This is a genomic window from Bacillus sp. FSL E2-8868 (assembly GCF_038005505.1).
Taxonomy (GTDB): Bacteria; Bacillota; Bacilli; order Bacillales; family Bacillaceae_G; genus Bacillus_A; species Bacillus_A mycoides.
This window is the reverse complement of the sequence record NZ_JBBOTI010000005.1, coordinates 154,812-168,645: the sequence shown is the minus strand read 5'-3', so window position 1 is coordinate 168,645 and position 13,834 is coordinate 154,812. Positions and strand designations below refer to the sequence as shown.

The 13,834-nt window shown below is 36.6% G+C and carries 11 protein-coding genes and 1 riboswitch; of the genes, 8 read left to right on the top strand and 3 right to left on the bottom strand.

What is annotated here, in order from left to right; all coding sequences use genetic code 11:
- Positions 1–31 precede the first annotated feature (31 nt).
- From NSS74_RS27575 to NSS74_RS27555, 5 genes are all read left to right on the top strand, one after another.
- Entirely contained in the window at positions 32–778 is a 747-nt protein-coding gene (locus NSS74_RS27575; protein WP_002140202.1) for an HAD family hydrolase, read from the top strand.
- Between the two features lie 155 nt (positions 779–933).
- Complete coding sequence (gene gabT, locus NSS74_RS27570; RefSeq protein ID WP_002140204.1) at positions 934–2,298, top strand: 4-aminobutyrate--2-oxoglutarate transaminase; 1,365 nt, start codon at positions 934–936, stop codon at positions 2,296–2,298.
- A 306-nt stretch (positions 2,299–2,604) separates the two neighbouring features.
- The gene (locus NSS74_RS27565; RefSeq protein WP_002029493.1) at positions 2,605–3,972 is read left to right on the top strand and encodes a sigma-54 interaction domain-containing protein; all 1,368 of its coding nucleotides are present in this window, start codon (positions 2,605–2,607) and stop codon (positions 3,970–3,972) included.
- A complete protein-coding gene (gabD, locus tag NSS74_RS27560; protein ID WP_002140205.1) occupies positions 3,965–5,416 on the top strand; it encodes an NADP-dependent succinate-semialdehyde dehydrogenase in 1,452 nt (483 codons plus the stop codon). The genes NSS74_RS27565 and gabD overlap by 8 nt, the downstream gene beginning before the upstream one ends.
- A gap of 47 nt (positions 5,417–5,463) precedes the next feature.
- Positions 5,464–5,787, top strand: coding sequence for a DMT family transporter (locus tag NSS74_RS27555; RefSeq protein ID WP_002029495.1), 324 nt, complete (start codon positions 5,464–5,466; stop codon positions 5,785–5,787).
- A 40-nt stretch (positions 5,788–5,827) separates the two neighbouring features.
- Here the strand turns inward: NSS74_RS27555 and NSS74_RS27550 are convergent, their stop codons facing one another.
- Both NSS74_RS27550 and NSS74_RS27545 read right to left on the bottom strand, forming a co-directional pair.
- Complete coding sequence (locus tag NSS74_RS27550) at positions 5,828–7,057, bottom strand: aminopeptidase (protein WP_002029496.1); 1,230 nt, start codon at positions 7,055–7,057, stop codon at positions 5,828–5,830.
- 116 nt (positions 7,058–7,173) lie between these two features.
- Complete coding sequence (locus tag NSS74_RS27545) at positions 7,174–8,250, bottom strand: polysaccharide deacetylase family protein (RefSeq protein WP_002140206.1); 1,077 nt, start codon at positions 8,248–8,250, stop codon at positions 7,174–7,176.
- A 539-nt stretch (positions 8,251–8,789) separates the two neighbouring features.
- Here NSS74_RS27545 and NSS74_RS27540 point away from each other — a divergent pair.
- Positions 8,790–9,497 carry a hypothetical protein gene (locus tag NSS74_RS27540; protein ID WP_002140208.1) on the top strand — a complete coding sequence of 236 codons (708 nt, stop codon included), beginning with the start codon at positions 8,790–8,792 and terminating at the stop codon, positions 9,495–9,497.
- A gap of 51 nt (positions 9,498–9,548) precedes the next feature.
- Here NSS74_RS27540 and NSS74_RS27535 read toward each other — a convergent pair whose 3' ends face one another.
- On the bottom strand, positions 9,549–10,745 hold the full coding sequence (locus NSS74_RS27535; protein ID WP_002010061.1) for a NupC/NupG family nucleoside CNT transporter: 1,197 nt from the start codon (positions 10,743–10,745) through the stop codon (positions 9,549–9,551).
- 197 nt (positions 10,746–10,942) lie between these two features.
- A riboswitch (purine riboswitch) is annotated at positions 10,943–11,044 on the bottom strand.
- A 121-nt stretch (positions 11,045–11,165) separates the two neighbouring features.
- Here NSS74_RS27535 and rlmD point away from each other — a divergent pair.
- Together rlmD and NSS74_RS27525 are read left to right on the top strand one after the other, a co-directional pair.
- Complete coding sequence (gene rlmD / locus NSS74_RS27530) at positions 11,166–12,542, top strand: 23S rRNA (uracil(1939)-C(5))-methyltransferase RlmD (RefSeq protein WP_002140209.1); 1,377 nt, start codon at positions 11,166–11,168, stop codon at positions 12,540–12,542.
- 201 nt (positions 12,543–12,743) lie between these two features.
- Complete coding sequence (locus NSS74_RS27525) at positions 12,744–13,733, top strand: tRNA dihydrouridine synthase (RefSeq protein ID WP_002091313.1); 990 nt, start codon at positions 12,744–12,746, stop codon at positions 13,731–13,733.
- The last annotated feature ends 101 nt before the right edge of the window (positions 13,734–13,834 follow it).

The following is a 13,834-nucleotide window of genomic DNA, read 5'->3' as shown; positions in this document are numbered from 1 at the left end:
GGAAGAGATAAGAAATGAGAGGTAGGGTGCTATGGAGAAGGTAAAAGCGATACTATTTGATAAAGATGGGACATTAATGGATTTTCATTCAATTTGGATAAAAGTAGCTGAAGAGCTTGTTGCAGAATGTATAAATTTATATCAATTACCAGAATCAATGCAGCAGGCTTTATTAAAAGAGATTGGCGTAGATGGAGCATTTGTTCATCCGCGTAGTGCGCTCGCTGCTGGAACGAGTCTTGATGTGGCCAAGGGGCTTTGTAAGTATATTGCATCATCTAGAGAAGAAGAGATGCATCAATGGGTGAGTGAAAAGTTGTTTGCTCTTATGTACGAGCATCGTTCACATATGAGAATGACGGCAGATTTACCGAAAGTTTTACAAGCGTTAAAGGATAGAGGATTTATTCTAGGTGTCGTTACAGCTGATGATTTCGCGCCGACAGAATTATTTTTAAAGCAATATCAATTGGAAGCTTTTTTTGATTGTGTTATAGCTTCAGATACATTTCCAGCACAGAAGCCAGATAAAAAAATTGTAGAGTCGTTTTGTGAGAGATTTAATTTAGAGACATGTGAAGTAGCAGTCGTCGGGGATACACCGACGGATTTACATTTAGCGAAAAATGGTGGCGACTGTTATGCGATTGGCGTACTATCTGGTACGGGTGATCGTCAAACATTAGAACCACTTGCAGATTTAGTATTACAATCTGTTGAAGATTTAATTTCTCATTCAGGTGAGTTTATTTGGGAACAAGGAAAGTCTAATGTATAAATGAATAAGTCTATAAGGACTCTATATGAGTCTTTATAGACTTATTTTTTTATGCCGAGATAGTAAGAGAATGGGATGAATACTAGAAAGAGGAAGTTGGCATACATCTTGCAATATAAAGAGAAAACATTGTATAGAAAAGGATGGGGTACACAATGAACACAAAAAAATTTGCTAAAGTAAATGAACAAATTCCAGGACCGAAAGCAGCGTCTTTATTAGAACGCCGCCAAAATATAGTACCAAAAGGAGTAAGTAATGGTATTCCAACATTTGTACAGTCTGCAAATGGTGCACTCGTAACAGATGTGGATGGAAATCAGTACATTGATTTCGCAGGAGCAATTGGGACAATTAATGTAGGACACTGTCATCCAGCCGTTAAAGAAGCGCTTCATAAACAAGTAGATCAATATATTCATACTGGATTTAATGTGATGATGTATGAGCCATATATTGAATTAGCGGAAAAGCTTGCCGCAGTAGCACCAGGTAATTTCGATAAACAAGTGCTGTTTTTAAATAGTGGGGCAGAAGCGGTTGAAAATGCAGTGAAGATTGCTCGTAAATATACGAAGAGACCTGGAATTATCGCATTTTCTAAAGGATTTCATGGGCGTACATTAATGACAATGACGATGACAAGTAAAGTAAAACCATATAAATTTGGATTTGGCCCATTTGCTCCAGAAGTATATAAAGCGCCATTCCCATATGAATACCGTCGCCCAGAAGGTTTAACAGAAGAGCAGTATGATGACTTTATCATTGAAGAGTTTAAGAACTTCTTCATATCAGAAGTAGCACCAGAAACAATTGCAGCAGTTGTAATGGAACCTGTTCAAGGGGAAGGCGGATTTATCGTTCCAAGTAAGAAATTCGTTCAAGAAGTACGCAGCATTTGTTCAGAGCACGGTATTTTATTTGTAGCTGATGAAATTCAAACAGGCTTTAGTCGTACCGGAAAGTACTTTGCAATTGATCATTATGATGTCGTTCCAGACTTAATTACGGTATCTAAATCATTAGGTGCTGGTGTACCGATAAGTGGCGTGATTGGACGTAAAGAAATTATGAATGAGTCTGCACCGGGAGAACTGGGCGGAACATATGCAGGAAGCCCACTAGGATGTGCGGCTGCATTAGCTGTGCTTGATGTAATAGAAAAAGAGAAATTAAATGATAGAGCGATAGAAGTAGGGAAAGTCGTAATGAACCGATTCCAAGAGATGAAAAACAAATATAATTGCATCGGTGATGTGCGCGGCTTAGGGGCAATGTGTGCATTCGAGCTCGTTCAAGATCGCAAGACGAAAGTGCCTGATAAAACATTAGCGTCTAATTTATGTGCAGAAGCAAATAAGCATGGATTACTTCTACTATCAGCAGGAACATATGGAAATGTTATTCGTGTTTTAATGCCATTAGTGATTACAGATGAGCAACTTGAGGAAGGTTTAACAATAATTGAAGAATCATTGCAAGCTTGTTATGAGCAAGCAAATATCGCTCGTGTTTAAAGAATTGGGATAACTTAAAAAAGGGCATAAAGCTTTTCTTTTTAGGCGGAAGAGAGCATCTGGTCATGCATAGAATCGATCAGCCCCTTTTCCTTCCCCATGCCAAGCTAAAACAAAGTGAGGGTGTGGTTGCGATGGCATTCTGTATTTTTCAAGGCAGCGAATTATGTGTTGAAAAATATAAATAGATTTGTATAAATAACAAATTGAAAACATTCTAGCTTACTCTATATAAAATGCAGAAAATTCACTTTATAATAAAGGTAGTGAAGTGAATCGATGGATTTAAAGTAAGGGGTGGCTAGGATGGTTGCAGAAAAGGAACGAGTGTTGATGGATTTACAAGATGTATTTGAATATGCATTTGACGAAATTTTTGTTACGGATGATAAAGGAATCGTTGTACGTGTAAATAGCATGTGTGAAAGACATTACCAGCTCTCTGCTAAGGAATTAGTAGGAAAGCATGTAAAAGAACTACAAAAAGAAGGGATTTTTTATCCGTCTGCAACGTTAGAAGTAATTGAAAAGAAAAGGCCAGTTGAACTTGTTCAAACAACGAAATCAGGAGAGTATTTGCATGTTCGTACAAGGCCTGTTTTTGATGATGAGGGAAATTTAAGAAGAGTGATTAGTTATTCTCGTGATCTTACAGAACTCTATCAATTACGTCAAAAGGTAGAGGAAATGGATAATCAGTTAAAAACATATAAAAAAGAATTAAGAGAAACATATGAACACGAAGGACTTATTTTTAAAAGTATCGCTATGCAAAAAATAATCGAAACAATAAAAAAAGTATCAGTAGTAGATAGTACTGTTCTCGTATTAGGTGAGACTGGAGTGGGAAAAAGCCGATTAGTACGCCATTTGCATGAAGTGAGTCACCGGAAGAATGAAAGTTTCTATGAAATTAATTGTGCGGCATTGCCGACGAATTTAATCGAATCTGAGCTTTTTGGATATTCAGGTGGGTCTTTTACAGGTGCAAATCGTGAAGGGAAAAAGGGGCTATTAGAATCAGCGCATAAAGGAACTCTTTTCTTAGATGAAATTGGTGAAATGCCGCTTGAAATTCAAGCGAAGCTTTTGCAAGTATTGCAAGAAAAAACGTTTCGTCCTATAGGTGGAAGAGAATTAAAAAAGGTGGACGTTAGAATTGTAGCGGCAACAAATAGAGATTTAAGTACGATGGTGAAACAAGGAACATTCCGGAAAGATTTATACTATCGTCTGAATGTCATTCCAATTTCAATTCCGCCACTTCGGGAGAGAACAGAAGATATATTGCCGCTCATCTATCATTATTTACAGCATTTTAATAAAAAGTACGGACGTGATGTAAAGTTAGCTCCTAGTACGTTACAAATGTTTGTAGGGTACCCTTGGGAAGGAAATAATAGAGAGATTGAAAATGTAATTGAACGAATTGTTATCACTGCAGATGATTTTGTAACGGTAGAAGATTTGCCACTATCTATGCAAGAGGCCACAGTTGAACAATCCGGACAAAGTCTTTATAGAATGCTGGAAGAGGTAGAAAGAAATATTATTCTTAAAGCGTATAAAACGTATGGATCAAGTTATAAAGTGGCTGAGTTTTTACAAATAAGTCAATCTGCTGCCACTAGGAAGATTAAGAAGTTCATAGAGGAGGAAGAAAACATTGGATAAAAAAGCGACGTTCGTAAACTTAGATAAAAAAGCGATGTATATAAATGGTGAGTGGATTACACTGCAAGAACAAATCGAAGTGAATAATCCAGCGACAAAGGAAGTATTTGCAACTGTACCAAAGGGCGGGATTACAGAGGCAAAGCAAGCAGTTGATGCTGCACATGAGGCTTTTAAATTATGGTCAAAATTAACGGCAGCGGATCGTGCAGTAAAGTTAAAAAAATGGTTCACGCTCATTGATGAAAATAAAGAAGAAATTGCAGCAATCATGACGAGAGAGCAAGGGAAGCCGTTTGCAGAAGCACTTGGTGAAGTGAATTATGCAAATAGTTTTGTTGAATGGTACGCAGAAGAAGGAAAGAGAATATACGGTGAAATGATTCCTGCTTCTCATCCGAATAAGCGTATTTTAGTTATGAAGCAACCAGTTGGGGTTATGGCAGCTATTACGCCTTGGAATTTCCCGGCTGCTATGATTACGAGAAAGGTAGCTCCAGCACTTGCAGCAGGCTGTACGGCAGTTGTGAAACCAGCGAGTCAAACGCCATTAACTGCATTGAAGTTAGTTGAATTAGCACATGAAGCAGATATTCCAAAAGGTGTAATAAATATTGTAACAGGTAGTGCAAAAGCAATTGCTGATACGTGGATGGAAGATGAGCGCGTTCGAAAAGTTTCCTTTACAGGATCAACTGAAATTGGAAAAGAATTAATGGCTAGCGCTGCGCAAACGATGAAAAAGGTTTCGCTTGAATTAGGTGGTCACGCTCCATTTATTGTTATGAATGATGCTGATTTAGATAAGGCGGTAGAAGCGGTAATTGGTTCGAAATTCCGTAACGCAGGACAAACGTGTATATGTACAAACCGCATCTTTGTTCAAGAAGAAGTGTATGAAGAATTTGCAGGGAAGTTCACAACAGCTGTAGAGCAGCTTAAAGTCGGAGATGGATTCGGCGAAGGAACAACTGTAGGTCCACTTATTGATGCGAATGCAGTTTCGAAAGTACAAGAACATATTGAAGATGCAATTCAAAAGGGCGGAGAAGTTTTATACGGTGGCCATAAATTTGCAGAGTTAGATGGTTATTTCATTCAGCCAACAGTAATTGGATTGGCAAATGACACGATGCTTTGTATGAATGAAGAAACATTTGGACCGGTTGCACCAGTTGCGAGATTTAAAACAGTTGAAGAAGTAATCGAACGAGCAAATAATACACCATATGGCTTGGCTGCTTATATTTTCACAAAAGATATTAGCCAAGCATTCCAAATTAGTGAAGCGTTAGAGTACGGAATTATCGGCTTAAACGATGGCCTTCCATCAGTTGCACAAGCACCATTTGGGGGCTTTAAAGAAAGTGGTATCGGCCGTGAAGGAGGCCATTTCGGTATCGAGGAATATTTAGAAATTAAATATATTTCGTTAGGACTATAAGTAGTATACTAGAATCTCTATAAGGTAACAGAGAAGGAGATTCTAGTATGGTATATTGGCTATTATTACTCGTAACAATTATTTTTGAAGTAGCTGGAACGATTGCGATGAAGTTATCGAACGGTTTAACAAAGCTTGTTCCAAGTGTACTTATTTTCGTATTCTATGGAATTTGTTTCAGCGTGTTTGCTATCGTTGTTAAAAAGATTAATTTAAGCATTGCTTATGCAATTTGGTCTGGTGTGGGAACGCTACTTATTACAATCATTAGTGTGTACTTTTTTAAAGAGCATATTAATTTATTCCAAGCATTTTGTATTCTCTTTATTGTTTTAGGAGTAATTGGACTGAAAGTGTCATCGGCATCATAAAAGGCTATCTTCCGGCGTGGAAGATAGCCTTTTATTTTTATTAAAACGCCCAGTTACCTTTACGGAAGATCGGCTCATGTCTTCCATCAGCTGTAATGCCGTCGATATCAAGCTCAGCTGATCCAATCATGAAGTCTTCGTGTGTAATACTAGCGTTTGCGCCATTTTCAGCAAGTTCTTCTTTAGACATTGTTTTTCCGCCAACTAAGTTAAATGCATAAGCATTTCCGATTGCAAGGTGGCAAGATGCATTTTCATCAAATAGCGTATTGTAGAATAAAATATTTGTGTTTGAAATTGGTGAATCATGAGGTACTAAAGCTACTTCGCCTAAGAAGTGAGAACCTTCATCTGTTTCTACTAAATGTTTTAAAGCCTCTTCACCAGATTCAGCTTTATAGTCTACGATACGTCCGTTTTCGAATGTTAATGTAAAGTTATCGATAATATTACCTGCAAATGCTAACGGTTTTGTGCTAGATACTTGGCCGTTCACACCTGTTTTAAGAGGCATTGTAAATACCTCTTCAGTTGGAATGTTAGCCATAAATGCTACGTTCTTTTCATTTAAGCTACCAGCACCAGCCCATACATGTTTCTCTGGAAGTTCGATTGTTAAGTCTGTTCCAGGGCCTGTATAGTGAAGAGCTTTATAATGTTTTTCGTTTAAGTAATCTACTTTTGTATGTAGTGTTTCATCATGTTCTTTCCATGCTTCCACAGGATTTTCTAAATCAGCACGAGTAGCTTTGAAGATAGCATCCCATAGTTTTGTTTCTTGTTCTTCTGGCGCTACGTCAGGGAATACTTTTGCAGCCCATTCTTTCGTAGGAACAGAAATTACGCACCAGCTTACTTTATCTGCTTGTACATAATCACGGTATACTTTCATCGCTTCTCCAGCTACTTTATGAGCTGTTGCAATTTTCTTTGGTTCTACACCTTTTAATAAATCAGGATTCTCTGCATAGATGGACATAAATGCAGCGCCTTCTTTTGCTAATTCTTCACGAGCATTTGCTTTCCAAGAAGGGAATTCAGAGAAAGCTTCTTCAGGAGCTAGATCGAACTTTAAGCGTGTTAACGTCTCATCATTCCAATCAACATATACGTGTTTTGCACCAGATTTATATGCTTTTTCTGTAACGAGGCGTACAAACTGTACAGCCTCAAGAGGTGCACTGATTGATAAAGTTTGTCCGGGTTGAATATTAACACCAACATTGACTGCAAGGGCAGCATATTTCTCTAACGTTTGTTCAAATGACATATGTATAATCTCCTTTAGTTTGAAAGATTTCTTACTATATATAATACAAGAAAATTCTAAAAATATATATAAATATAACGTAAAAAGAGAGCTCAAAATGTATTGAGCTCTAATAGTTATTTAATCGAAGAAGCAAATTGTTCTACAGTCGTTGTATGGTGTATGCGAACACGCTTCATTTTTAACAACTCATCAGGTTCACCTTTCGTAATGAATTGTCCAGGCTTCGTTGTTGTTGCAAATTGATAGTGTTTCTTTGTTTCTGCGACAACTTTATCATCTACATGACCGAATGGATAAGCAATTGCGATAACAGGCTTACCTGTTATTTTCTCTAGCTTTTCTTTTGATCCTTTTAACTCTTCATCATAGTTTGTAATTTTCGGCAAGTCTGCGTGTGTTGCTGTGTGAGATTGTACAGAAAAAATACCTGAATCAACCATTTCTTTTATTTCAGATGTAGAAAGAGCTCCTTCTACATCAACGTTATCAACAATCATATATTCTGTTGCCGCTGGTTTAAATGTATCGTCTTTTAGTTTTTGTAAAACATGAAATGCATTCATATTATTTTTCATACCGTCATCAAATGTAACGAAAATCGGCTTGTTTACTTTATTTATATCGCTCCAGCGTTCAAATGTTAATAATGTATAACCATTGTCTTTTAAATACTTCATTTGTGCTTCAAAGTTAGCGGGTGATACGAATAAATCTTTAATACCTTGTCCATGATAATCGTCAATTGCGTGGTACATAAGAACAGGAACTTTTTGCTCGAAAGTAATAGTAGATTTCGTAAGTGGAATAGTTTTTCCGCCCTCTGTTGTTCCTGTAGCTTCAATTTGATATTCACCGCGTTTTCCTTCAAATTCTTTTATATCAAAGGGAAGTGTAAATTGTTGATTTTTCTCTTTAGAAGAAAAGGATTTAGCACTTTCCTTTCCATCAGCAGTGCGCCAAATTTTATATTGTACTTCGGTTAAAGAATCTTTTATGTCTGTAATATGAATATTTGCGTTTGTAGATTCGTGCGTAATTGGATTATAAGAAATTTTACCTTGTTCCCGCACCGTCTCTTCTTGTTTCTTAACCTCTTGAACCTTTTTTTCTTTTTTAGGCTCTACATTGCTAGTATTACATCCTGCTAGAATGGCAGATGTACATAAAGCAATCGCTGCGTATTTTCTCATAAAATCACCTTCTATTGTGTATTATGTTGCATGCTTACATTAAAATCCCCACCGCTATAAGAGAGGTGGGGATATACCCTTGTTCATCATATCATTTGAAGAAAATGAGGGGAATATGATTTTTAGGAGGAGCTATTAGGCGATAGATTAATGACTTTGAATCGATGTATTCTTTCGTTTCTTATTGGAATTGATAATAATATAACCTACTACAAAAATGAGAGGAATAATAAAGACATAGATAGGTATTCCCCATACATAATAGCTTTTCATGCTTAAAACTAGTAAGTGTAAGAAGTCGAAAAGGGCGTGAGCTTTCATAATATCCTCCAATGTATTTTTTTACAAATTATAACATTGTTCATTTGTAATTTGTATATTTTGGTAAAAGATTTAAGTTAATTTTAAAGTAAGAGAAAGGTTTATTAATATGCAATTTTGCATATGTAGAGTAGTTTATATTAAAATATAAGGGTTTTGGACTATAATAAAACCGCTATAAATTTAAGTAAGAATGATGTATGGAGTGGAGAATAGAAATGAAATATAAAAAAATAGTATATATCCTTCTCATATCGCTATTCATAGTCGGTTGTCAAAGTGAAACGAGTAAAGCGAATAGTGTGGAAGAGTATATTCCGCCGCATCTTATGAATGCGGAAGTGACGGCGGATATTATGACATTAGAGATGGATCCAGATGCTCTTAAAAAGGTAGGGAATATTGGTCAAAGAATGAGAGAGCATCTAGTGAATAATATGGAATGGTATTTAAAATACGTAGAAGAGCATGCAGAGAAAAAAAGTTTTCCATATCATCCTAATTTCGGTGTTACAAAAGAAGAGTATGAGTTTGTACTAAATGCAATTGATCAAAGTAAATTGGTTAATACAAAGGATGGAAAGCTGAAATTCAAGAAAAAAAGTGACCATGAAGTAGAGATTTTTTCAAGTGAAAGTATAAAACTTCTTAAATATATAGTTATTGATACGGAGAAGAATACAGTAAAAACATCTCTAGGCGAATGTGAATATTTTGGAGAAATACTGGCATCGCCAGAACAGAAGTTAACTGGTCCTTGGCACGGAAAACAATGGATGTTAAAAAAAGATGACTTAATATATATGTTTTCTTTAGGGAAAATGGAAACAGGAAATAAATCAATTATTGATATTTCGGTGAAAGGTGAATATAAGGGAGAAATTATTAATAAGGAAGAGGCATTAGAGTTTTCTTCAGTTTCTTAAATGATGATAATAAAAAAATCACCTTGCTGTCTAAGCGAAGGTGATTTTTTATTAAATAAACAATCCAGCGATTGTTGCAGATAAAATAGAAGCAAGTGTTGATGCAAATAGCATTTTCCAACCAAATTTTGATACGATGCTTCCTTGTTTTTCAGAAAGGGCACGGATTGTACCAACAATCGCACCAATTTGGCTAATACTTGCGAAGCTAATTAAGAATACTGTAACGATTCCAACTGTACGTGGAGCTAATGTTGCAGTAGCGCCTTTTAAATCAAGGATTGCTACAAACTCGTTTAATACAATCTTCGTACCCATAATACCACCAGCTGGGATAATATCTTGAGTTGGAATACCCATTAAGAATGCGAATGGAGAAAGTATATAACCGAAGATTTGTTGTAAAGTAACAGCATATCCCATTGCACCTGAAGCAGCGCTAATTACGTAGTTTACAACTTCCATAACACCAATGAAGGCAATCATTAACGCAGCAACGATACCAGCTACTTTTAAACCATCAAGCGCACCGTTAATCATAGCGCCGATAAGGCTATCTCCGAATAGGTTTCTATCAAATTTTTGAACCACTTCGTCTTCTTTTTTCGTATCAACTGGTGTTAATAATGAACAAACGATTAAGCTTGAGAATAAGTTTAGCGGAAGAGCCGCTAATACATATTTCGCATCTAACATCATAACGTATGATGCTGTTACAGAGGCAGAAACTGAGCTCATTGCAGAACAACAAATGATAAACATACGGTTTTTATTAAAATGTTGTAAATCATTTTTAATAACGATTAACGCTTCACTTGAACCAAAGAATACAGAATTTACTGCGTGGAATGATTCAACGCGTGGTAAACCAGTAATTTTTGAAAGTGCACCGCCGACAATACGAACGATGAATGGTAAAACACCTAAATAACTAAAGATAGAAAGTAGTGCTGAGAAAAATACGATAATTAGTAATACGTTTAAGAAAAAAACAAAATCTCTTTGAATTCCATTAAAGAGAAAATCGACACCTGTCGTACCAAGTTTAATTAGTTTGTTGAAAACTTTACTAATGAAGATGATAATTTGCTGTCCGATCTTTGTGCCAAACATAAACCAACCGATTAAAATTTGGAAACTAATCATAATAGCAATTGCACGGAAGTTGATTTTACTTCTATTGTTTGACAAAGCAAAGCATAAACCTAAAACGACAAGAATACCGATAATGCTCATTACATATTGCATGTAGTTGCCCCTTTCAGAAGTTCGTATAAAGTTTTTACATAAAACGCTCGTTATATTACTAAAAATAAAGTAATGGAAGTTTCATGTCATACGTAAGATGTCTGACCTTTTCGAAAAATAAAAAAAAGACCCCTATGGATTCACTTTCATCTATGAGAGAAAGCTAATCAATAGGAGTCTTTTTTATACATAGGCTAATATTCATTAGTTTTCCCCATAGTCCAGCAATTTAAGGTTGCCGGGTAGAAACTCTCGATCCATATTATCGACTATATATGAGGTAACATCGTCCGTATTAAATTAGTAGTAGCGTAACATTACTAGAGAACTATCGTCAATAGCTTTTTTTCTTCTAATAGAAATAGACCATATAAGTATGATAAAATGTAACGCAGTGTTATGAAAAAGAGAGGTCGGAAAATGAGTATAAAAATGACGCCACCAGTTGAAAAAAACGAGTTTATAGATGTAGTGTTTGAAGATTTAACACATGATGGTGCCGGTGTTGCGAAAGTGAAGGGATATCCTATTTTCGTAAAAAACGGATTACCAGGTGAAGAAGCGCAAATTAAAATTATTAAAGTGAAGAAAAACTTCGCGTTCGGTCGTTTAATGAAGCTTCATCAAGAAAGTCCATATCGTAAAGATGCAGAATGCCCCGTGTACAACGAGTGCGGAGGTTGTCAACTTCAGCACTTAACATATGAAGGACAATTAAAAGCGAAAGAAAAACAAGTACGTGACGTTATGCAGCGCATCGGTGGATTAAGTGATGTTCCTGTTCATCCTGTACTTGGCATGAAAAACCCGTGGGTATACCGCAATAAAGCACAAGTGCCAATTGGAGAACGTGAAGGTGGACTTGTAGCTGGTTTCTATCGTCAAGGAACGCATGACATCATTAATATGGAATCATGCTTAATTCAGGCGGAAGAAAACGATACATTAATTCAAGAAGTAAAACGTATTTGTGAAAAGCACGGTATTTCGGCTTACAATGAAGAGCGTAACAAAGGAACACTTCGCCACGTAATGGCTCGCTACGGACAAGTAACAGGGGAAATTATGCTTGTCTTCATTACACGTACAGCTGAATTGCCAAATAAAGAAGCAATCATTGAAGAAATCGCAGCGAAATTCCCAGAAGTAAAATCAATCGTTCAAAACGTAAACACGAAACGTACAAACGTTATTTTCGGAGACAAAACGACAGTACTGTACGGATCAGAATATATTTATGACTTTATCGGTGACATTAAATTTGCGATTTCAGCACGTTCATTCTATCAAGTAAACCCAGAACAAACGAAAGTGCTATACGATAAAACGTTAGAATACGCAAAATTAAATGGTAACGAAACAGTAATTGATGCCTATTGCGGAATTGGATCAATCTCCTTATTCCTAGCACAAAAAGCGAAAAAAGTGTACGGCGTTGAAATCGTCCCAGAAGCAATCGAAGACGCAAACCGAAACGCAGCACTAAACAACATGACAAACGCTGAATTTGGCGTAGGAGAAGCAGAAGTAGTCATTCCAAAATGGTACAAAGAAGGCGTAATCGCCGACACAATGGTCGTAGACCCACCGCGTAAAGGCTGTGATGAAGCATTACTAAACACAATCATCGACATGAAGCCAAAGCGCGTCGTATACGTATCGTGTAACCCAGCAACATTAGCACGCGACTTAAAAGTGCTAGAAGAAGGCGGATATAAAACGCAGGAAGTACAACCTGTTGATATGTTCCCGCATACTACGCATGTGGAGTGTGTGGCTTGGCTTAAGTTGGTATAATAAAAAAGCAGTTGATATAGAAAAATCTATACCATCTGCTTTTTGGTTTATAAAAATACCATTCAGCAACGATTTTAGTTAAAATAAATATTACTGATTTTCACAAATTATAAATGCCCAAATGTACTGGTGTTATTTGGATTTATATTTTTTAATTGAGAGTTTGAAGATGTATTCATAGTGAGAGGATTTGAATTTGAAATGATAGATAATTTTTGGAATGATTTACCACGACCGTTTTTTGTACTTGCACCAATGGAAGATGTGACAGATGTTGTTTTTCGTCACGTAGTAAGTGAAGCTGGTTGCCCAGATGTATTTTTCACAGAGTTTACAAACTCGGATAGCTATTGTCATCCAGAAGGTATGAAAAGTGTACGTGGCCGTTTAATTTTTACAGAAGATGAACAGCCGATAGTCGCACATATTTGGGGAGATACTCCTGAATATTTCCGCCAAATGAGTATTGGTATGGCAGAGCTAGGATTTAAAGGTATCGATATTAATATGGGCTGCCCTGTACCGAACGTAGCATCAAGAGGAAAAGGTAGTGGTCTTATTCTACGTCCAGACGTTGCGGCAGAACTTATTCAAGCAGCAAAAGCGGGTGGACTACCTGTCAGTGTAAAAACACGACTTGGCTTTAAAGAGTTAAGTGAGTGGGAGGATTGGCTAACGCACATTTTCAAACAAGATATTGCGAACCTTTCTATTCACTTACGTACAAGAGAAGAAATGAGTCAAGTAGATGCGCACTGGGAACTAATTCCGGAAATTAAAAAATTACGTGACCGTATCGCACCAAATACGCTAATAACAATCAATGGAGACATTCCTGATCGTCAAACTGGAATGGAACTTGCTGAAAAATACGGTATTGATGGCGTTATGATTGGACGAGGTATCTTTAAAAATCCATTTGCTTTTGAAAAAGAGCCAAGAGAACATAGCAGTAAAGAACACCTTGATCTTCTAAGACTACAGCTTGATCTTCAAGATCAATATGCAGAAGTACTACCACGCTCAATCACAGGGCTTCATCGCTTTTTCAAAATTTATGTAAAAGGATTCCCTGGAGCTGCTGAACTAAGAAATCAATTGATGAACACGAAATCAACTGATGAAGTGCGTGCGTTGCTTGATAAGTTTGAGGCGAGTGTTGATAAGGATGGAGATAGTGAAACAGTGTAACTTTTGAAAGTTAGAGGGGATAGGGTGTAGCGATTTTACGAGTGTTTGTTTCATTTTAATTAAGGTGAACCGTATCATAAGTAAGTGAGGTATTCTATGTA

Excerpts from the sequence above, each read along its gene's own strand:
- NSS74_RS27545 (WP_002140206.1), bottom strand. The coding sequence starts at position 8,250 with ATGAGAAAATACGCAGCGATTGCTTTATGTACATCTGCCATTCTAGCA.
- NSS74_RS27565 (WP_002029493.1), top strand. The coding sequence starts at position 2,605 with ATGGTTGCAGAAAAGGAACGAGTGTTGATGGATTTACAAGATGTATTT.
- NSS74_RS27535 (WP_002010061.1), bottom strand. The coding sequence starts at position 10,745 with ATGCAATATGTAATGAGCATTATCGGTATTCTTGTCGTTTTAGGTTTA.
- rlmD (WP_002140209.1), top strand. The coding sequence starts at position 11,166 with ATGAGTATAAAAATGACGCCACCAGTTGAAAAAAACGAGTTTATAGAT.
- NSS74_RS27575 (WP_002140202.1), top strand. The coding sequence starts at position 32 with ATGGAGAAGGTAAAAGCGATACTATTTGATAAAGATGGGACATTAATG.
- NSS74_RS27525 (WP_002091313.1), top strand. The coding sequence starts at position 12,744 with ATGATAGATAATTTTTGGAATGATTTACCACGACCGTTTTTTGTACTT.
- NSS74_RS27555 (WP_002029495.1), top strand. The coding sequence starts at position 5,464 with ATGGTATATTGGCTATTATTACTCGTAACAATTATTTTTGAAGTAGCT.
- NSS74_RS27550 (WP_002029496.1), bottom strand. The coding sequence starts at position 7,057 with ATGTCATTTGAACAAACGTTAGAGAAATATGCTGCCCTTGCAGTCAAT.
- NSS74_RS27540 (WP_002140208.1), top strand. The coding sequence starts at position 8,790 with ATGAAATATAAAAAAATAGTATATATCCTTCTCATATCGCTATTCATA.
- gabT (WP_002140204.1), top strand. The coding sequence starts at position 934 with ATGAACACAAAAAAATTTGCTAAAGTAAATGAACAAATTCCAGGACCG.